The organism is Fluviicola sp. (assembly GCF_029266855.1).
Classification (GTDB): domain Bacteria; phylum Bacteroidota; class Bacteroidia; order Flavobacteriales_D; family Crocinitomicaceae; genus Fluviicola.
Window position 1 is genome coordinate 154,526 of record NZ_JAQSWB010000009.1, and the last position, 18,596, is coordinate 173,121.

Annotated in this window: 17 protein-coding genes; 8 read left to right on the forward strand and 9 right to left on the reverse strand. The window is 40.0% G+C overall.

Features of this window, described 5'->3' with window-relative positions:
* Positions 1 to 37 precede the first annotated feature (37 nt).
* Positions 38 to 535, forward strand: coding sequence for a thiol peroxidase (tpx, locus tag K0S23_RS16840; RefSeq protein ID WP_300359865.1), 498 nt, complete (start codon positions 38 to 40; stop codon positions 533 to 535).
* A 65-nt stretch (positions 536 to 600) separates the two neighbouring features.
* Here the strand turns inward: tpx and K0S23_RS16845 are convergent, their stop codons facing one another.
* Positions 601 to 3,048 carry a TonB-dependent receptor gene (locus K0S23_RS16845; RefSeq protein WP_300359867.1) on the reverse strand — a complete coding sequence of 816 codons (2,448 nt, stop codon included), beginning with the start codon at positions 3,046 to 3,048 and terminating at the stop codon, positions 601 to 603.
* 258 nt (positions 3,049 to 3,306) lie between these two features.
* On the opposite strand from K0S23_RS16845, the gene K0S23_RS16850 reads away from it, so the two are divergent.
* The 5 genes from K0S23_RS16850 to K0S23_RS16870 all read left to right on the forward strand — a co-directional run bounded on the left by K0S23_RS16850 (position 3,307) and on the right by K0S23_RS16870 (position 7,196).
* Positions 3,307 to 3,639, forward strand: coding sequence for an ArsR family transcriptional regulator (locus K0S23_RS16850; protein ID WP_300359868.1), 333 nt, complete (start codon positions 3,307 to 3,309; stop codon positions 3,637 to 3,639).
* Positions 3,640 to 3,704: 65 nt separating this feature from the next.
* Positions 3,705 to 5,240: a YifB family Mg chelatase-like AAA ATPase gene (locus tag K0S23_RS16855; RefSeq protein ID WP_300359869.1), complete on the forward strand. Its 1,536-nt coding sequence runs from the start codon at positions 3,705 to 3,707 to the stop codon at positions 5,238 to 5,240.
* Between the two features lie 152 nt (positions 5,241 to 5,392).
* Entirely contained in the window at positions 5,393 to 5,932 is a 540-nt protein-coding gene (locus tag K0S23_RS16860; protein ID WP_300359871.1) for a Crp/Fnr family transcriptional regulator, read from the forward strand.
* Between the two features lie 62 nt (positions 5,933 to 5,994).
* On the forward strand, positions 5,995 to 6,744 hold the full coding sequence (locus K0S23_RS16865) for an SDR family NAD(P)-dependent oxidoreductase (protein WP_300359872.1): 750 nt from the start codon (positions 5,995 to 5,997) through the stop codon (positions 6,742 to 6,744).
* A gap of 53 nt (positions 6,745 to 6,797) precedes the next feature.
* The gene (locus K0S23_RS16870) at positions 6,798 to 7,196 is read left to right on the forward strand and encodes an isoprenylcysteine carboxylmethyltransferase family protein (RefSeq protein WP_300359911.1); all 399 of its coding nucleotides are present in this window, start codon (positions 6,798 to 6,800) and stop codon (positions 7,194 to 7,196) included.
* Positions 7,197 to 7,230: 34 nt separating this feature from the next.
* Here K0S23_RS16870 and K0S23_RS16875 read toward each other — a convergent pair whose 3' ends face one another.
* From K0S23_RS16875 to K0S23_RS16895, 5 genes are all read right to left on the reverse strand, one after another.
* The gene (locus K0S23_RS16875) at positions 7,231 to 9,408 is read right to left on the reverse strand and encodes a S8 family peptidase (RefSeq protein ID WP_300359873.1); all 2,178 of its coding nucleotides are present in this window, start codon (positions 9,406 to 9,408) and stop codon (positions 7,231 to 7,233) included.
* Between the two features lie 140 nt (positions 9,409 to 9,548).
* Positions 9,549 to 10,253, reverse strand: a complete 705-nt coding sequence (locus K0S23_RS16880; protein ID WP_300359875.1) for an ABC transporter ATP-binding protein — start codon at positions 10,251 to 10,253, stop codon at positions 9,549 to 9,551.
* Complete coding sequence (locus K0S23_RS16885) at positions 10,246 to 11,223, reverse strand: iron ABC transporter permease (RefSeq protein ID WP_300359877.1); 978 nt, start codon at positions 11,221 to 11,223, stop codon at positions 10,246 to 10,248. The genes K0S23_RS16880 and K0S23_RS16885 overlap by 8 nt, the downstream gene beginning before the upstream one ends.
* Positions 11,224 to 11,226: 3 nt before the next feature.
* Complete coding sequence (locus K0S23_RS16890; protein ID WP_300359878.1) at positions 11,227 to 12,321, reverse strand: ABC transporter substrate-binding protein; 1,095 nt, start codon at positions 12,319 to 12,321, stop codon at positions 11,227 to 11,229.
* On the reverse strand, positions 12,318 to 13,022 hold the full coding sequence (locus K0S23_RS16895) for an FMN-binding negative transcriptional regulator (protein ID WP_300359879.1): 705 nt from the start codon (positions 13,020 to 13,022) through the stop codon (positions 12,318 to 12,320). The genes K0S23_RS16890 and K0S23_RS16895 overlap by 4 nt, the downstream gene beginning before the upstream one ends.
* Here K0S23_RS16895 and K0S23_RS16900 point away from each other — a divergent pair.
* Complete coding sequence (locus tag K0S23_RS16900) at positions 13,021 to 14,244, forward strand: DEAD/DEAH box helicase (RefSeq protein ID WP_300359880.1); 1,224 nt, start codon at positions 13,021 to 13,023, stop codon at positions 14,242 to 14,244. The two genes, K0S23_RS16895 and K0S23_RS16900, sit on opposite strands and share 2 nt — an antisense overlap.
* A gap of 98 nt (positions 14,245 to 14,342) precedes the next feature.
* Here the strand turns inward: K0S23_RS16900 and K0S23_RS16905 are convergent, their stop codons facing one another.
* From K0S23_RS16905 to sppA, 3 genes are all read right to left on the reverse strand, one after another.
* Complete coding sequence (locus K0S23_RS16905) at positions 14,343 to 14,759, reverse strand: hypothetical protein (RefSeq protein WP_300359882.1); 417 nt, start codon at positions 14,757 to 14,759, stop codon at positions 14,343 to 14,345.
* Positions 14,760 to 15,005: 246 nt separating this feature from the next.
* Positions 15,006 to 16,028: a UDP-N-acetylmuramate dehydrogenase gene (gene murB, locus K0S23_RS16910; RefSeq protein ID WP_300359884.1), complete on the reverse strand. Its 1,023-nt coding sequence runs from the start codon at positions 16,026 to 16,028 to the stop codon at positions 15,006 to 15,008.
* Between the two features lie 80 nt (positions 16,029 to 16,108).
* Complete coding sequence (sppA, locus tag K0S23_RS16915) at positions 16,109 to 17,830, reverse strand: signal peptide peptidase SppA (RefSeq protein ID WP_300359885.1); 1,722 nt, start codon at positions 17,828 to 17,830, stop codon at positions 16,109 to 16,111.
* Positions 17,831 to 17,988: 158 nt separating this feature from the next.
* On the opposite strand from sppA, the gene folK reads away from it, so the two are divergent.
* A complete protein-coding gene (folK, locus tag K0S23_RS16920; RefSeq protein WP_300359886.1) occupies positions 17,989 to 18,525 on the forward strand; it encodes a 2-amino-4-hydroxy-6-hydroxymethyldihydropteridine diphosphokinase in 537 nt (178 codons plus the stop codon).
* Positions 18,526 to 18,596: the final 71 nt, after the last annotated feature.

Below are 18,596 nucleotides of genomic sequence, written 5' to 3' on the forward strand. Positions count from 1 at the left end.
TAAGAATTACTTTTAGATAGTAAAAAAAACACACAAAATGGCAAACGTAACTTTAGGAGGAAATCCTCTACACACAAGCGGTGAATTACCTGCAAAAGGATCTCACGCAGCAGACTTTTCCCTGGTAAATTCAGACTTAGGAACTACCTCACTTGACAACTTCAAAGGTAAAAAACTGATTTTAAACATCTTTCCGAGTATTGATACCGGCACATGTGCGACTTCGGTTCGGGAATTCAATAAAAAGGCTTCTTCCCTGGAGAATACAACTGTTCTATGCATTTCACGCGATTTACCTTTCGCTCAAAAACGCTTCTGCGGGGCTGAAGGTATTGAGAACGTGGTAACACTTTCTGATTTCAGAGACGGTGAATTCGGAAAAAACTACGGTTTGGAGTTATTGGATGGCCCTTTAAAAGGTTTACATGCAAGATCTGTAGTTGTTTTGGATGAAAATCACAACGTGGTGTACACCGAATTGGTGCCGGAAATTAAAGATGAACCGAACTACGAAAAAGCTTTAGCGGCTTTATAAAAACATACACATTCCGGAATCCCGTTTTTGCGCAAGCAGAGCGGGATTTTGTATTTCCGGAAAATCTATTCTCCGCCTACATTCGGTAAATTCAAACCTTCCGAATCGTTCTTTTCTATCCTCCCGAATGAATAAGAAAGTTTGAACCAGATAATGCGCGTGTCTTGTTTTGAATAGCTGTTCATGTGAATATTCGGAAAGGAAACACGGGCATTGCTTTGATCCGTATTAAAAATATCTTCAAATGAGATGGAAGTTTTCCATTTTTTATCCTGGAACTCCCTGCTTAGGATCACATCAAATCCGGAACGGTTTCTCACAAATTCATAGATCTGATAATTTCCTTTGCTTGTGATATAATAGTCGATATTCATTCGGATCTTCCACGGCAAAATAAATTGTGAATAGACACCCAATGTCCACATGCCTTTATTCCGATTCACATAATTGTAGCCGGCAATACTTGTTTTCGTAAATGAGCTATAGATATATAAAAAGGACATTTTTTCCACGTCAACCGGCTCATCCATAAACTTCAATCCTTTGGTAAACAACACGAAAGGAACAGGAAGAGCAAAAAAGTAGTTAAGTGAATTCACATTGCTGTACGTGCGGAAAGTCTGAATCGTTTGCACTGAATTGGGTTCAACTACCACCTCGTTCAGATTCAAAAATTGAGAATGTGTAAAATTGACGGATAACTGTGCGTAATCAAAGAAAGTGATTTTGAACTGTGCGTTGTCATAAAAATTGGGTTTCAGCTGCGTATTTCCGCTCGAAGAAGTAAATTGGTCGTAATATCCCGAATTATTAGGATCGAACTGTGAAAAGTTTGGAATCCCGATTTTCCGGGAATAGGTACCAATAACATTCACCAGCGAATTCATACGGTAAATGGCGTTAAAGGAGGGAAATAAATTGAAATAATTATTCGCGGCGGAAGCAGAAACATTGGAATTCCGGTTTAATCCGAAATTTTCTGCCCGCAAGCCCGCTCCGATAGAGACCTTCTTCCCCAGCTTCTTTTTTAAATCAACGTAAGCGGCAATGTTGTCTTCCTGGTAATCAAAATCTATAACTGAGGTATAAAATGGATTCTCAAAAATGTCGGAAGAGGAATTATTCAAATTGTATGAGCCGGTATTATCAACATGCATCAAGCTATATTTCACTCCCGTATTCAAATAGAATTTGATTTTCTCGAAAGGAATTTCAGCATCTGCTCTCATATAAAAGCGGTTGATGTTCATAAAGTAATCCAAAATACTGTAATCTTCGTCTGCAGAAACCCGTTGGATATTGCTTCTTTTTGATGTATTCCGGTAGTTGGAATAAAATGCGGTTACATTCAGCACTCGTTTTAATGTATCAAATTCCTGCCGAAACTTGAGAATTCCTTCATTTCCTATTCCGTAGTTGCGGGAATTATAATCCGTTTGAAGTTCCACGGCAGGTACAATGGATTGGCTTCCCGTAAGAGAAGTCCCCTTAATGCGGTTATCGCCGAAAGATCCGTTATAGTTTAGGATCAAAGTGGAACGTTTTGACAAATTCAATGTCACGGAAGGTTTAAAATAATAGTAGCTGTTCAGGGTTTGCTCCTTTCTGTCCGAATTTAAACCGATCGTGGGACTGAATGAGTTAAACACCCGTTCAGAAGTATCTCTGCTCGACCGTTCGTTGTATGAATACCCGGCCTGAAACTGCCAGCTCCATTTGGACTGCCTTCCGCTCATTACAATCGAAGGAGAAATTTTCTGATTTTGATTCAACCCATAATTCAAAGTAACGGTTCCCGACAACCACTTGGTCGCTTTTCCAATGCTATTGATGTTGATCACCGCACCGCTCACGTTGGCATCAAAAGATGCACCGGGATTGGAAATAATCTCAATCGTTTCCACCGAATTTGCCGGTAAACTTTTCAGGAGGTTCATCAGATCATCTGTTGACAAACTGCTCGGAACTCCTTCAAAATAAACGGTTGCCAACTGCCCACCGATAGCAAAACCACCTCCCGGATAAGGCATAACTCCCGGAATTTTCAAAATGGCGTCGTATATACTGCTGATCGATAACACCGGATTATCTTTCACAATTAAAGTCGTTTTATCCGCTTCGATCTCGATAAACTTGCGTTGTACACCGGTGATCGTTACCTCATCCAAATTGGAAACCGGTTCTTTCAATGCGAACGGCCCCAGCTCAATCGTGTCTGCTGTAGACGACTTAATTTCAAAACTTAATAAGATCGGCTGATACAGTTGTGTCTGAATCGTAAAAGAATAAATTCCGTCAACCTTAGGGATTTCAATAATTTGCTGACAGGCTGAAAACGCTTCTTTTTTCAAAATACTGTCTTTCCCGTCAATTTTTGCAGAGATAATCAGTTGCTTTGAGACATCTTCACACGGAATATCTTTTCCAGTCAGGGAAAACCGGATCCACTGAGATTGCCCGTATAGACCAACCGAAAGAAAAAGGCAACAGATAAGTCCGAAAATTCGAATCATGGAATTAAGATCAGTTTTGAATGATGTAAAAATAATACTAATGCTTTTAGGGAAAGTGACTTTTGGATGGGTGGTTACAATTAAGGATGTGGAATTCCATAAGGAAATTCATTTAGTGAGAATTCGCGTTTTAACGAACCGGAAAAACATCCTTTATTTAAAAAAGACTAGAATTCTAGTTTTAACGAACCAGAAAAAATAAAAAATCCCTTGCATTCAAATCATATTTTTCTCTAACTTATATAAGAAAGATAAATTATGCCTGCAAAAAGAAATTATGGATTAGCTGTAGATCGCACGCCAACTACACTTTTGGGAAGAGCTATTTCTCATGAAATCAGAATTGAGATATTGGATATTCTATTAAGAGAGAAGAATATAAAAAGTCTCGATCTTTCTAAAAAATTCAAGACTACCAAATCAACCATTCATCATCATCTTGAAATGCTAAAAGCAGCAGATTTAGTCCTTTTGGAGTATCGGGTTCACTATTACGAGCTTTTGATCCCAAAACCAAGAAGGAAATTGGTAAAAGAGTTGGTCAACTTAGATCATTTACTAAGATTAAAAACAAATCATTTTTTAGATTAATTTTTAATCAATCTATTGTTTTAAATCAACTTTCTGCATAACTTAAAGTAAAAAACGAAACATTTATGCTGGTAAGAACATTTGGAAGTGCGGTATTTGGTATTGATGCAACAACTATTACAATTGAAGTAAACATTGCAAACGGAGTTAATTTCACGCTGGTAGGTCTGCCCGACAAAGCAGTTCAGGAAAGCCATCAGCGAATTAAAGCTGCACTAAAAAACAATAACCTCAATTATCCCGGAAAAGAAATAACAGTCAACATGGCCCCTGCCGATATCCGGAAAGAAGGATCGACTTTTGATTTGGCCATTGGAATCGGAATCCTGGCTGCTTCGGAGCAAATTTCTTCCGTAAAATTGGAAGACTACATGTTGCTGGGTGAATTGTCTTTGGATGGGACACTTCAGATCATCAAAGGAGTTTTACCAATCGTCATGCAGGCTAAAAAAGATGGATTCAAGGGAATCATTCTTCCCAAACAAAATGAATCCGAAGCTGCAATCGTTGAAGGCATTGACGTTTACGGAATGGAAAACATGCAGGAAGTCATTGATTTCTTAAACAATACCCGGCCATTTGTTCCTGCCAGTTTTAACATCGAAGAAGAATTCAAGCGTCAGTTCCATGAAAACGAAGTGGATTTCAGGGATGTAAAAGGTCAAAGTGCGATCAAAAGAGCATTCGAAATTGCAGCGGCGGGCGGACACAATGTAATTTTGATAGGGCCGCCCGGAGCAGGAAAATCCATGCTTGCCAAACGCTTACCGACGATCCTTCCCCCGATGAGCATCGACGAATCACTGGAAACGACAAAAATTCATTCGGTAGCCGGGAAAATCGGGAAAAATACCGGTTTGGTAACTCAGCGACCTTTCCGCAAACCTCATCATACCATCTCAGATGTAGCGCTTGTGGGCGGAGGTTCTTATCCGCAACCCGGAGAAATTTCACTTGCGCACAACGGAGTTCTGTTTTTAGACGAGCTACCCGAATACAAACGACAAGTTCTGGAAGTAATGCGGCAACCTCTGGAAGACCGGACAGTGACAGTTTCCCGCGCGCGCTTCTCCGTTGATTATCCTGCCGGTTTTATGTTGGTTGCTGCCATGAATCCTTGTCCGTGCGGCTACTACAACCATCCCGAAAAAGAATGCGTCTGTGCACCCGGAACTGTTCAGCGTTATTTGAACAAAATATCCGGACCGCTTTTAGACCGGATCGACCTGCATGTGGAAGTTACTCCCGTTTCTTTTGACGACCTGGCGTTCAATGCACCGACCGAGACCAGTGCTGAGATCCGGGAACGCGTCATTCAGGCTCGATTGGTCCAGCTCAACCGTTACCAAGGTTCTCAAACTCATTGCAATGCCATGATGCAGCGCAAAGAACTGACCGAATTTTGCGAAATCTCCCCGGAAAGCAAACAATTGCTGAAGCATGCAATGGATCGTTTAGGACTTTCTGCCAGAGCTTATGACCGCATTCTAAAAGTTGCACGGACAATTGCAGATCTCAACGGATCGAATGGTATTGAAACCGACCATCTGTCGGAAGCCATTCAATTACGAACCCTTGACCGGGAGAATTGGGCAGGATAAAATACGGATTGCGACGAGCATTACTTTGTAATTCCAGTAAAAAATCAGAAATAACTCTATAGTTTTGAATAATTAAAAACCGTGTTTGCTATTCATATTGAAGTAACTTAAACTTACAAAAAAATGCAAACCGTGTCAGTAACGCAGAAAAAATGGACAATCTAAGCGCACTAATTTCTGAATTGGCAACATTCGGAGTTGAAAAAAGCTATATCCCAAACCAAATTTTTATTCATGAAGGACAAACACCTCGTAAATTTGCCATCGTAAAATCAGGGTTGTTCAGGTATTACTATGTAACGAGTGAAGGTAAAGAGTACACCAAAGGATTTATGCCTGAGAACAATATTATCGGCTCTTATTCAGCAATGATTACTGGCTCACCGTCATCTTTTATTATAGAAGCTCTGGAAGAGTCTACCGTTATAGAAATCACATATAATCAATGGATAAAGTTAAGGAACGAAAACAATCATTGGGATAAGTTGCTTATTGCCATTCTTGAGAAAGGTTACACCACAAAAGAAAAAAGAGAAAGGGATTTGTTGCTCCTGAATGCCGAAACCCGTTATTTGAATTTTTTGAAAGAGTATCCTAATTTAGATAATAGAGTAACCCTGACCTTAATCGCTTCCTTTTTGGGTATTCAGCCCGAATCGTTAAGCCGAATCAGAAAAAATCTATCCACCTAACCTACATCAATTTTCAACCTATCTCCTTTCGCTAGTTTTGCCATATAAGTGAATCAACAATTATGAATTTATCTGGTAACACAATTTTGATTACAGGCGGAAGTTCCGGCATAGGACTCGAATTATGCAAACAACTTGTACATAAAAAGAATACCGTAATTATTTGCGGTCGCTCACTGGAAAAACTCCAGGAAGCCAAATCTCAGTTCCCTGAAGTTGAAATCATTCAATGTGATTTGGCAGATAAAAAGCAATGTGAAGAATTAATTCATCGGGTAAAAAGCAACTATTCCAAAATCAATGTTTTGATTAACAATGCAGCCATCGTAAACAAAATAGATTTTATCGGAACCGAGAATGCTTTGGAAATGGCTGAAAATGAAATCGCCATCAACTTCCTCGCCCCTTTGAACCTGATAAAAGAGCTTTACACCACTTTGCAACAAAATCTCCATCCGAATATCATCACTATTACAACCGGCTTGGTTTACACCCCAAGAACTGATTACCCTTTTTATTGTGGCACGAAAGCAGCTTTACATTCATTTACCCAAGTTTTACGCAAGCAAACAGAGAATGACAAGGTAAAAATTACCGAAGTTTTATTCCCATCCGTTAGCACACCCTGGCATAAAGGCAATCCCCCCAAAATGGCAATTTCACCCGAAAAAGCAGTATCTCAAATGTTGAAGGGATTGGAGAAGGAAAAAGCTGAAATTAAAGTGGGAAAAGTGAAATTGTTATATATAATATCCCGATTTGCTCCGGGATTTGCTTTTAAAAAGGTCAATAGCATTCAAAACGAACAGTAAGCACAATGAGAAAACTATTGCCTCCAAACCTATTCCTGATTTGCTTTTGTATTATGGTTGTTTTGAATTATTTAATTCCTTTTGCATCAATAACATTCTACCCACTAAATCTTTCAGGGTTTGGGTTAATCATTATCGGCTTAAGCATGGCATTTAGGATAAGTAAACTTTTCAGGATGTTCAACACTGAAATACACACTTTTAAAACACCCCAAAAGCTGGTTACCCATGGACTTTTCAAATACAGTCGAAATCCGATTTATCTGGGCTTTGTAATTGCCTTATTCGGAGTATGGATTCTTTTATCAGGAAACTTATTTTCCCTATTTGGTGTTATGTTCTTTTTCCTGATTGCAAATTTCGGGTATATACCTTACGAAGAAAAACAGATGGAGACAATATTCGGACAGGAATATTTGGCTTACAAAAATAAAGTAAGGCGCTGGATTTAGACCTGGAAAACTGGGCCGGATAGTATTGAGAATGCTAGTCTTTAACGAAACTCAAAGTAAGCATTTCAGTATCTGTTTGAATTTTCAGGAAATACATTCCGTTCTTAAGCTCAGAAATATCAATTGTATTTTCAACTAAACGAGGTTTAATAATTTTCCCATCAAGAGATAAAATCGACAAAACCGACAAGGGTTGATCAGTTGTGTTTAAAATCCGCAAAACGCTTGATGCCGGATTCGGGTAAAGCACAAAAGGAGCCGGTCTTGTGTTTTTATCCACCGAAAGTGTATTTAAAGCCAGTTGAACTGCAGCATAAGCATTGATTTTCCCCATCCCCCATTTGGTGTCTCCCGGAGCAACTATGTTACCGGTATAATTGTCCAATCGGGCGGTGGTTTTAATGATGTTTTTTACCTGCTGACTCGACAAATTCGGATTTGCATCCAGTATCAGGGAAACAATACCTGCAACACATGGTGTAGCCATTGATGTTCCCGAAAATCGTGCAAAATCGTAATTCTTGTTATTGAAGGCTATTGTAGCAATAGCCGTATATACCGCATCGGTATAGGAAGAGATTGACGAAGCAACACTTACACCCGGAGCAGCAATATCGGGCTTCATCGTTTCATTATGTAATGGTCCTATACTCGTAAATGATGCCGGTGCTCCCCCGATCGTATTCCCCGAACCGCTAACATAACTCGAAGCATATGCAGCAACAGTTATCACACTATTCGTACAACCCGGTTCCCCTATTGCATAGAACGAGTCGCCGCTGATCCCGTTTGTTCCGTAGGCAGTGAAAGTTTGACCGAAATTCCCTGCCCCGTTGGTTAATTCGGGAAGGTTCCAATAATGAACGGTTCCATCAATTGCCGAGCCGGTAAGTACAATTCTGTTACTCGTATTCAAAGAACGAATGCGAATTTGCATCCCGGGTTTCCCATTAAGCGGATTAGCCGTTTCTGAAGAAATAGTAAAAACAATCGTGTCGTTTCCGGTAACCAGAATGGAGTCTAAATATCCGGTAGTTGATGTAGAATAATAGGGACTTGTAACCAGCAATGTTCCGAGGTTATTGTACACAGAGATCTTATTGGAAAAATTATGCCCCTGCTCCCCCCATGCCGTGATACATTCTCCCCACATATTCGGATTGGCCGCATACGAATAAAAACCGACCAGTGAGGTAAATAAGTTATTGTTAAAGGTTTTCTTGATATGAAAATTCGTTCCATTGTTGTTTCCTGCAGCACCGACAAATACAACATGATTCGTTTCGCTCAGTTCATCTATCGCCTCGGAAAGTAATGAGAATCCATCCAGGCTTCCCATTTGATTGTAATAAACTCCCCAGCTCATATTTACAACCAATCGTTTTCCGGCAGCTTCGGCTTTATCCTTCATCCACACAAATGCGTCAATTGCAGAGGCCTGATCTATGTAGAATGAGGTAAACAAATATTGAGATTCAAAGCCAAATCCACGGTAAACTGATCCGGCACCGCTTCCTCCGGCTATACCTGCAACGTGAGATCCGTGAGTATGGTAGCTATAAATGTTTGACGTATCTGATCCTGCAGCAGCTAATTCTGTCGGAGTATCATACTCCACACCATAATTTTGACCAACAGGAAGATTTCCGGTTTGTTTATATTGGTCCCAGGCTGCATAAATTCTCGAATGCGTCAGTAAGGTGTCGTAAAACATCGGATGCCCATAATCAAATCCCCAATCCGTAACACCGATCAAAATATCTTTTCCTGTAAAAGCACCTGGTAAATTGATTCCCCTTTGGACGCTGTCTGCTCTTGTATCCCTTACCGCCTTATCAAGCTGGGGGATAATTTTACCCGGAACCTCCAGGTAGGAATAAAACTGCGAGAAATCGATGTTATATAATCTTTCCAGAGGTACTTTCATCGTAGTGATTTTCCCCACTGAACTACCTATAAGAATGTTATTTTCCGGTATGATATTCCAATCGCAATTCGAAAGCCGTTTACCATAAAGCGAAACATACCAGATTCCGGAGATCTTATAAACGGGAAATGCATCTTCCACCTCTTTAGTAACCCCAATCTCGTTCTTGAAGGTTTTCGAATAGCGAATCAATTTATCCCAGCGCACCTGGTTACCTGCACTTTGATTTTGAGCGAATAAAAAAGCGGTTGTAAAAACAAATGCAAGTAGTAATAAGTGCTTCATAATTTTCAAGTTAGACTCTCGTGTTCGGTAATGGTAGAGATTGTACAAAGATAAAACTTTGGACAGTGAAAGCTAATTATTAAAGTGGCTTTCTATCGGAACCATCCAATTGAGGAATACGGACCGGGAAATTGAACAGCTTAAAGTCCGAATGCTTTTTGCACGAGTTTATCATGAAGAATTGTTTCATAAGATTCCAGGATCTTAGCTCCTTTTTCAATGATTAGGATCCGTGAACAGTACTCAATACAAAAATCAATGTCGTGCGACGCGATAATGACGAGACGATCGCTTTCTTTGGCAATCTTTCCAAGCAAAGACATCACTTCCTTTTTTGTCGGATAATCCAAAAAGGCTGTCGGTTCATCCAATAAGATGATCGGGGTTTCCTGGATCAATGCTTTTGCAATTCCTACTCGCTGGCGTTCGCCGTCACTTAAGGTTGAGGTTGATTGATCCAATAAAGATTCCAGGTGAAGCGTTTGGACGTATTTTTGAACGATCAATTTGTCTTCCGGGGATAAACGACCCGTGAAATTAGTGTAGGAATGTCGACCTAATTCTAAGTACTCTCTTACTTTCAGGTAATCAAACCCTAAAAAGTGGTTATCAACCAAAGTAATCATACGAGCGCGCTCAACCAGTTTTAAATCGTTCCAGTTTCTCGCTTCAACACTTACTTTTCCATTCGGGAATTTACCCTGGATCAGTGAATCCATGAGAGTAGATTTCCCGGATCCATTTGCTCCTATCAAAGCTACAAACTCGCCACGCTGGAGTTCCAATAATGGAATTTCATACAAAAGCTGATCGTGCCCTATCCTGCAATTTTCGAACTTAAGCATTCCGGATATTTTTTAGTAACAGAAATAGCACGATCGGTGCTCCAAGCAAAGCAGTCAAACTATTGATCGGTAAAACCATGATCGGTTCAAAAATTCGGATCAGCAGAACACATAATACCATCACACTTGCTCCAACCAAGCCAGAAGCCAAAAGCAGATGGCCATGCTGAGCAGTTTTATAGAACATACGCACCAGATTGGGAACGATCAATCCCACAAACCCGATCGGGCCGCAAAAAGCAGTTACCAGTCCGGCCAATAATGAAACAACAAAAATTACTTTCCAGCGTGTTTGCTTGACCTTCACTCCCAAAATAGCTGCCGGTTTTTCTCCTAGGATCAATGCATTCAGTGGTTTGGTCAATAAAAATGCCAGGCCGATTCCGATTAAAAAAAGCAGTGTAATGAATGGGATCTGGTCGATATCAACTTGTTGTAAAGAACCCATTCCCCAAACCGAGAAGGCTTTCACACTATTCGCATCGGCTTTCATTAAAATGATATTCGTGATAGCCGAAACAAAGGTCCCAAGCATCATTCCCACCAAAAGCAATGAAACCATAGACCGGATCCTTGTTGCGATCAATAAGATCAACAAACCGAAGATCAAAGCACCGATAGTTGCTGAAATGGTTATTCCCAAATCCAGTATGTCCAATCCCAGAACGGAACTTCCCATAATTGTGAGGGCAACCATCAAATGTGAACCTGCAGTGAGTCCCAGAATGGAAGGTCCGGCAAGCGGATTATTCAAAGTAGTCTGTAATAATAAGCCGGCAATTGAAAGTGCGAATCCTGCAATGATTGCAATAAACACTTCCGGAATCCGGTATATGAGAAATAACTGCCACGCTTGTTCATCTGTAGTATTCATAAATGAAAACCAGGGATCATCTCCATGTGGAAAACCGATCGCAACCAAAGTGATCACAATAAACAGTGCAAATGACAGGATGTGTTTTTTCCACATATCTTACTTCAACTGTTTGTAAAAATGTAATTCTGCCCGTGTATCGCCTTTTGCAATGTGCATGAAATCTTCTAAAAGCCAATGTGGATTTACCGGGCTATATTCCCAAAAATAATTAGGGTCGTGCATATAGCTGTAAACTTTCCCTTCCTTCACGGTGTGGAAATATTTAAACTTGGAATTCAACTCGAAAAGCTTATTCAGGCTTGGAGCTTCTGCATTGATCCAGACATCGCAAACCTGGTCATCTCTAAAAATCTGCTCAAAGCTCGGACTAACACTTGCGGTTCCGACTGTGTTTTTATAGAGATAATCGAAGCCGCCATCTTTCATAATTCCGGCCATGAATGAGCCACCTGCAGGAGCATACCAAATATCCCCAACCAAACTACCGCAAATTACCTTCTTCTTGTTTTGAATATTTTTCGCCTCATCCTTAATCTTCAGATACGATTCGGCTACTTTATTGAAATATGCTTCTGCTTCCTTGTCCTTACCAACCAGCGCTCCGAAAACTTTAATCCACTCAGCCTTTCCAAGCGGGTGTTTTTCTTCCCAATCGTAATTCGCCAGGCAAACCACATTCAATTGCGCAAATTTATCCTCGTTGGGAAACGGCTGACCGAAACCGCTAAATATAATCAGCGGAATTTTTGCTTTCAAAACAGCTTCCGGTGTTAAACCCGTTTCATAACTGGCTGTCAGCACCCTTCCTTCGTTGATTCCTTTTAGCACCCGCTTATTCGAAATGTATTGTTTTTCGGTTGTTGCCTTAACAACATCCACACTGCCTATCGCGCTCAGCATCCCTACAAAAGAAGTTGAAAGTGCAGCCATACTTTTAACCGGAACTTCGATGATTTTAACTCCCGACGGACGTTTCATTTTAGAGTTGCGGGGAAAAAGTGCGTAACGGCTTTCAATTTTCAAGCTTTTAGGATTTTTCACGACCAGTTCTTTGTACCCTGTTTTTTGTTCAAGAGAAACCAATCTTGCATATTGAAAACCTTTGGTTTTATCCTTATCTGTTTCAGTCTTTTTTGAGGAACAGGAAACCAGGAGGATAAAAAGTGATAAAATCAGTACTGAATTTTTCATTTGATGGGGCATTTGGATTGTTTCATTGCTTCAGCAAGCTGCTGATCACTGGAAGTTCTTGTATTCAGATCATCGATGATTCTCGTGAAATCAACTTCATTTCTGTTTTGAGACAGTTTAAAAGCTGCTTCTACTTGTTGGATCTCAATCCGGAAACCGACAATTTCCTGCATATAGGCAGCAATTAAATCTGTCGGCCATTGAGTCATTTGAACTTTATTTTCGCGGTTCGCTTCAAACGAGTCTACCAGGCAACTCAAATGTTTTTTTAATTCCTGCGGAGTTAAACGAACGATTCTGCCTGAAACGTGAACAGCTTCATAATTGTACGTTGGAACATTGACATGTGTATAAACCGAGGAAGAAATATATCCATGGGCTCCCAAAACGATCATTTTCCCCTGGTTTACCTCCGAAATTGCAGAAATGATAGGGTTTTCCTTCGCTACGTGAAACTCAAGATAATTCCCGGAAGCTTCAAATTCACAGGTAAATGGAATGTGAACAAGAGCAGGAATTCCATCCGAACCGTTTACAGCCAAAGAACCAAAGGGATGCTGTTCTAAAAATGTTAGAATCAACTCCCGATCTTTCAGCTCAAAGTCCTTTGGAATATACATAAAGCAAATATACCATTTCGGAATCAACTGCCCGGTTATGGAATGAGATAATTGAACTAACTTTGTAAAAAACTGTTTCATGTTATTTTCAGATTATCCCATCTCCAAAGAAATTAAAGCTCAATTGGAAGTTTTAGGTTTTAAAAGACCTACTGACATTCAATTCAAAGCCATATCACCCATTCTAAACGGAGAGGATGTTTTTGGTATCGCACAAACCGGAACAGGAAAGACTGCCGCTTTTGCTATTCCGATCATTCATAAACTAAGCAGTTCGAAAGCAAGGTCTAAAAGTCCCAGATGTATTGTCATGGCTCCTACCAGAGAACTTGCCGAACAAATCAAACAGGCATTCGAAAGTATTGCAGTAGGTTCTGATATTCGGATTACAGCAATTTTGGGAGGCTTGGAGCAAGACAAACAAATCCAGGAACTGAAAAGAGGAACGGATGTCATTGTTGCAACTCCCGGACGTGTTTTCGATTTGCGTTCCCAGGGACATCTTTCGCTTGATTCAATTCAATTCCTGGTTCTTGACGAAGCTGACCGAATGCTTGAGTTGGGTTTTGCCCATGACATGAAAGCAATCCATAAACTTTCTCCTCAACGAAATCGTCAGACCTTATTTTTCTCTGCCACAATTGATAAAAAAATCAAGGCTTTAGCTTATGATTTGGTTAGAGATGCCATACGCATCCAAATTTCCCCGAAAGATCCGGTTGCGAAAAATATCGAACACGGATATATTAAGGTCGAAATGGATGATAAACGTTTTTTCCTGGAGAATATAATCAAGGAATATGAGACCTTAAAATACATTGTTTTTGTTCGAACCAAAGTACGCTGCGAACGTGTTGTTGCTGCAATGGAGCGGGTCGGAATTCATTCCGAAGCACTTCATGGCGATGTGGAACAAAAAGAACGGTTTAAGGTCCTCGAGCGGTTTAAAGCTGGAGAAAACACCGTTCTGATCACAACAGATGTTGCGGCACGGGGAATCGACATTCAAGGCGTGGATTACGTGATCAATTACGATCTTCCCGACCAGCCGGAACAATATGTCCATCGGATCGGACGAACCGGCCGCGGGGAAAACAAAGGTCAGGCGCTTTCCTTTTGCAGTAAGGATGAGGAGAAAACCCTGGAAGAAATCGAATTGTATTTGGGGTACGACATTGAAGAAATTGTAATCACAAAAGGCGATTACTCGGCGATTCTTAAAGACACGGAAGATCTTACCTACGATTGGAAAAAACTCCTGGATGAGGCAAATGATGAAGACGGTACAAAAGACACCTGGTAGCACAGAGTTCAAAAGGTTTAATTGAAATCCTCCTGAGCTTTTACAAAACAAAAAAAGACTGTCCTTTCAGACAGTCCTTCTTTCACTTACGCTATATGTTAATTAGAAGAAACTATGTCGTATTGAATATCAATTTGAGTAAGCTGTGCATCCATTTCATTCCAGGAATATAATTCTACATAAAGCCCGGTAGTTGAATCAAAAACTGTTACCCGGCGATCTTTTTGACGATATGATTCATAAGATTTCGCGTCGAATAATTGTCTTTGAGAACGAAGAACCATTTGATTGTCGGCAAAACGGTAAGATTGTGCCATTACATAATTCAATTTCGCCAGCTTACGGGTATCCTTTTCCAATTCGACGCGTTGCTCTGTTGAAAAATTCGCCTGGATCAATCGCTGAGTAACCGGCGCGCAATCGGCGAATTTTTGAACAAGAGTAACGGTGTTAGTTTGAGAGAATCCTACGAAGCTTATACAAAGAAAAGCTAAAATGGTAAGTGTAGTTTTCATAGCAGTGTGTTTTAAGATGATCTCAATAATGATTTTCATTATTAACTATCTAAAAGCTATGAAATATTAAAGTAAGAATCAAATCTGTGCGAATCCTAACAATTCAACTCAACGAAACAAACCGCATATTTACTGATACTCGCAGAATATCAGCCAAAACACGTAATTCATCACAAACCTTGTTTCAGTCATTATGCAGGCATAAATATTCGTTCAAAAACCTGTTCTGCTCATTTAAGCAGGCTTTTAAAAAATATTTACTTCCCGCTCCAGGCTTACTCCGAATTTGGACTCAATATCAGCAATAATCAGAGCAGATAAATCGTAGATTTCTTGTCCGCTTGCGCCTCCGTAATTAACCAAAACCAAAGCCTGCTTCTCATGAACGCCACAGTTTCCTATACGCTTGCCTTTCCATCCTGCTTTTTCAATGAGCCAGCCGGCCGCCAGTTTCTCTTCCCCCTGCTCCTGAGGATAGTGAGGTACATCCGGATAATTCTTCAGAATTTGTTCGAAAACTGACTTTGAAACAACCGGGTTTTTGAAAAAACTCCCAGCATTGCCAAGTACTTTCGGATCCGGAAGTTTGCTTCTTCGAATATTCATTACTGCCTGACTTACTGCTTCGACCGTAATTTCATTGACACCTAATTTCTCGATTTCAGATTGAATAGCTCCGTAAGTCGTATTAATCTTTGGATTTTTGGATAACTTGTATGAAACGGAAACGATCACATACTGATTTTTCAATGCCCTTTTGAAAACACTTTCACGGTAACCGAACTGACACTGCTCTTTATTAAAAGTATGGATTTCTGCAGAATCAATATGAAGGGCTTCCAATGAAACAAACGTATCCTTAAGTTCAGCTCCGTAAGCCCCGATATTTTGCATAGGGCTCGCACCCACACTTCCGGGAATCAGACTCAGGTTCTCTACTCCACCCCAACCTTTTTCCACAGTATATCTCACAAAAGAATGCCATTCAACTCCGGAACCAACCTTCAAAACAACACTTGTTTCAGTCTCATTGATAATTTCAATCCCTGAAATTTCATTTTTAAGCACAAAAAAAGGCAAATCCTGTGTGAGCAAAATATTGCTTCCTCCGCCAAGAACAAATAAGGGAGTTTCTATCCCCACCTTCGAAAGTCTGTTCTGCAATAAATCCTTTAATTCATCAACGGATTTGAAACGTCCGAAGGCCTTTGCTTTAACATCAATTCCAAAGGTATTGTATGGCTTTAAAGAAATGTTGTGTTCAATCATGGTGCAAAAGTAAGGAATTATAAAAACAGTAGGGGCGAATAATTATTCGCCCCTACTGTCTAATTTTATAGAATCAATTCTTAATGCAAATCAATCTCGTATGGCATTCTCATTTGAATCCCGCTGTATGATTCCAGTTTCATCAATCGTTTTGTCAGGTCATCAATTACTTTCGGAATTGCGTTTTGTTTGACCTTCAATGATTCCTGGTCCTCCTGAGACAACTGCTCCAAAAGATCTTCAAACGGAACTTCTTTTACTTTTGGATAGTATTGCACCTTCGCTTCTTTGATTTTAGCTTCTTTGACTGCAAAAGCCAGGGCATCATTCATTCCGCCAAGTTTGTCAACCAAGCCAATTTTTAAAGCATCGGCACCTGTCCAAACCCGGCCGCGGGCAATTGTTTGAACCTGGCCTGTCGTCAATCCCCTGCCATCTGCTACACGTTTTTTAAATTGTGTATAGATCTGATCAACTTCCGTCTGGATCAAACTCATTTCTTCCGCAGTCAGCTTTCTATTCGTCGACAACACACTGTGCTTATTTGTTTGAACGCGATCAAAGGTCAATCCCAGTTTATTCTCCAGGAAAGCACCTGTATACGGAATCACCCCGAAAACACCTATCGAACCGGTAATTGTTGTTGGTTCGGCAAAAATCGTTGAAGCAGGCGTTGAAATATAATAACCACCTGAAGCGGCAACATCCCCCATTGAAACGATCACTTTCTTTTTCTTGGTTGTCAACGACACCTCTCTCCAAATCTCCTCAGATGCCAAAGCACTTCCTCCAGGACTATTTACGCGGAAAACAACTACTTTGATATCATCATCATTTCGAACCTCTCTGAAATATTTACAGATCTTCGTGGAGGTCATTTCATCCCCGTCGACTGTTATGGCACCTTCCGCAACGATTACCGCCACATTTGCGGTTGAAGTTTCATTGCTGAATGCCAATTGTTTATTCTTAAATCCTTTCGTTGCATATTCTTCGAAAGTCATGATATCTTTCAAATCCTTCAATTTGGCTTTTTTCAGAATAATTTGCTCTACTTCATCACGGTATTTCGAAGCATCAATCAGTTTCAGTCTCACTGCATCATCCACACGCTGAATTTTTGCATTTTCGGCAATATCATTTAATTCGGCAACCGTTACTTTACGATCAGCAGCTATCTGAGAGCGGACATCCGACCAGATAGAAGACATGTAACGCTGGGTCTGCAACCTGCTGGAATCACTCATATCCGTTCTGAAATAAGGTTCTACCGCACTTTTAAAATCGTTGTTCGAACCACGGATCACCTGCATTTCAATACCCAACTTATCAAAAGTATTTTTGAAGAATGTCAATTCCCCTCCAAGACCGATGAATTCCATTGCCGAAGTGGAGAAACCATATACTTCATCAGAAACAGAACTAATGTAATACTGCTTTTGAGTAATTACTTCACCATTCAAATAGGCAATCAAAAATTTTCCTGATTTTTTGAAATCCTTCAAAGCATTCCGGATTTCCATCGCAGTAGCATAGCCGCATCGGACATTCCCTAATTCCAGGTAAATACCCTTTACATGCTTATCTTCTTTCGCTTTTTCCAAACCAGTTAAAATATCCGCCAGACCGGTTGATTTATCCATTGAAAAATTGGAAGGGTTCAGAGTAGAAGAACTCCTTTCACCGATCGAACCGCTGAGCGTCATGTGTAAAACACTCGGATCTTTTCCCTCAGGTTCATCACCGAGCATTGATCCGAAAATGATCAGCCAAAAAATCCACCCGAAAACGGACAAAATCATAGAGGCTATTAATGATGGCCAAAATATGCGCCAAAAAGAAACTTTAACTGTAGACATAGACATAACTTTGAAACAAATATACACTCAAAAAAAAAGTCATTTCATCTTTAATGATGTAAGTTATCTTTACTCCATCAAAAGGACTAATATTGATTTGAATGGTAAGTCAAAAGAAAAGCAACTTTAAGGAGTTAATATATATTGGTGTCGGAACAAATCTGGGGGATCGGCTCGGGAACATTCGGCATGCTATCGAGGAACTCAATCAATTTGACATTCAAATTATTCGCACGGCATCCGTCTACGAAACACCTGCCTGGGGCTTTGAATCAGACGATTTGTTTTTAAACACCGTCTTTGAGTGCTCAAGCCCAATAAAACCAATGGATTGTTTAAAAGCCACCCAATTTGTGGAAAAAAAAATAGGAAGAAAAAAGACTTTAAAAGAAGGATATGAATCCCGTATTATCGACTTGGATATCCTGCTGTTTAAAGATCAACAAATCTACTTGCCTGAGTTAACAATTCCACACACCTATATTACTGAAAGACAGTTTGTAATCACGCCCATGCACGAGTTGACGGATTCCTTTTTCTTTGATTCACTCAACAGTAATTTTGAGGAACTAAAAAACAAATTTAAAAATTCCGATTTTCCATTCGTCGTTTATAATCCACCACTTGTCAAGCAATAAATACAGATTAATCTTTCATAGGTTAAAAAATTATGTTTATTATTGCAAGGAATTTTATTAAGGTAGTAACT

What these genes read in the sequence shown, in the direction of transcription:
- K0S23_RS16905 (WP_300359882.1), bottom strand. Translation starts at nt 14,759, where the DNA reads ATGAAAACTACACTTACCATTTTAGCTTTTCTTTGTATAAGCTTCGTA.
- K0S23_RS16865 (WP_300359872.1), top strand. Translation starts at nt 5,995, where the DNA reads ATGAATTTATCTGGTAACACAATTTTGATTACAGGCGGAAGTTCCGGC.
- murB (WP_300359884.1), bottom strand. Translation starts at nt 16,028, where the DNA reads ATGATTGAACACAACATTTCTTTAAAGCCATACAATACCTTTGGAATT.
- K0S23_RS16890 (WP_300359878.1), bottom strand. Translation starts at nt 12,321, where the DNA reads ATGAAAAATTCAGTACTGATTTTATCACTTTTTATCCTCCTGGTTTCC.
- K0S23_RS16855 (WP_300359869.1), top strand. Translation starts at nt 3,705, where the DNA reads ATGCTGGTAAGAACATTTGGAAGTGCGGTATTTGGTATTGATGCAACA.
- K0S23_RS16870 (WP_300359911.1), top strand. Translation starts at nt 6,798, where the DNA reads ATGGTTGTTTTGAATTATTTAATTCCTTTTGCATCAATAACATTCTAC.
- tpx (WP_300359865.1), top strand. Translation starts at nt 38, where the DNA reads ATGGCAAACGTAACTTTAGGAGGAAATCCTCTACACACAAGCGGTGAA.
- sppA (WP_300359885.1), bottom strand. Translation starts at nt 17,830, where the DNA reads ATGATTTTGTCCGTTTTCGGGTGGATTTTTTGGCTGATCATTTTCGGA.
- K0S23_RS16880 (WP_300359875.1), bottom strand. Translation starts at nt 10,253, where the DNA reads ATGCTTAAGTTCGAAAATTGCAGGATAGGGCACGATCAGCTTTTGTAT.
- K0S23_RS16885 (WP_300359877.1), bottom strand. Translation starts at nt 11,223, where the DNA reads ATGTGGAAAAAACACATCCTGTCATTTGCACTGTTTATTGTGATCACT.
- K0S23_RS16875 (WP_300359873.1), bottom strand. Translation starts at nt 9,408, where the DNA reads ATGAAGCACTTATTACTACTTGCATTTGTTTTTACAACCGCTTTTTTA.
- K0S23_RS16850 (WP_300359868.1), top strand. Translation starts at nt 3,307, where the DNA reads ATGCCTGCAAAAAGAAATTATGGATTAGCTGTAGATCGCACGCCAACT.
- K0S23_RS16895 (WP_300359879.1), bottom strand. Translation starts at nt 13,022, where the DNA reads ATGAAACAGTTTTTTACAAAGTTAGTTCAATTATCTCATTCCATAACC.
- folK (WP_300359886.1), top strand. Translation starts at nt 17,989, where the DNA reads ATGGTAAGTCAAAAGAAAAGCAACTTTAAGGAGTTAATATATATTGGT.
- K0S23_RS16900 (WP_300359880.1), top strand. Translation starts at nt 13,021, where the DNA reads ATGTTATTTTCAGATTATCCCATCTCCAAAGAAATTAAAGCTCAATTG.
- K0S23_RS16860 (WP_300359871.1), top strand. Translation starts at nt 5,393, where the DNA reads ATGGACAATCTAAGCGCACTAATTTCTGAATTGGCAACATTCGGAGTT.
- K0S23_RS16845 (WP_300359867.1), bottom strand. Translation starts at nt 3,048, where the DNA reads ATGATTCGAATTTTCGGACTTATCTGTTGCCTTTTTCTTTCGGTTGGT.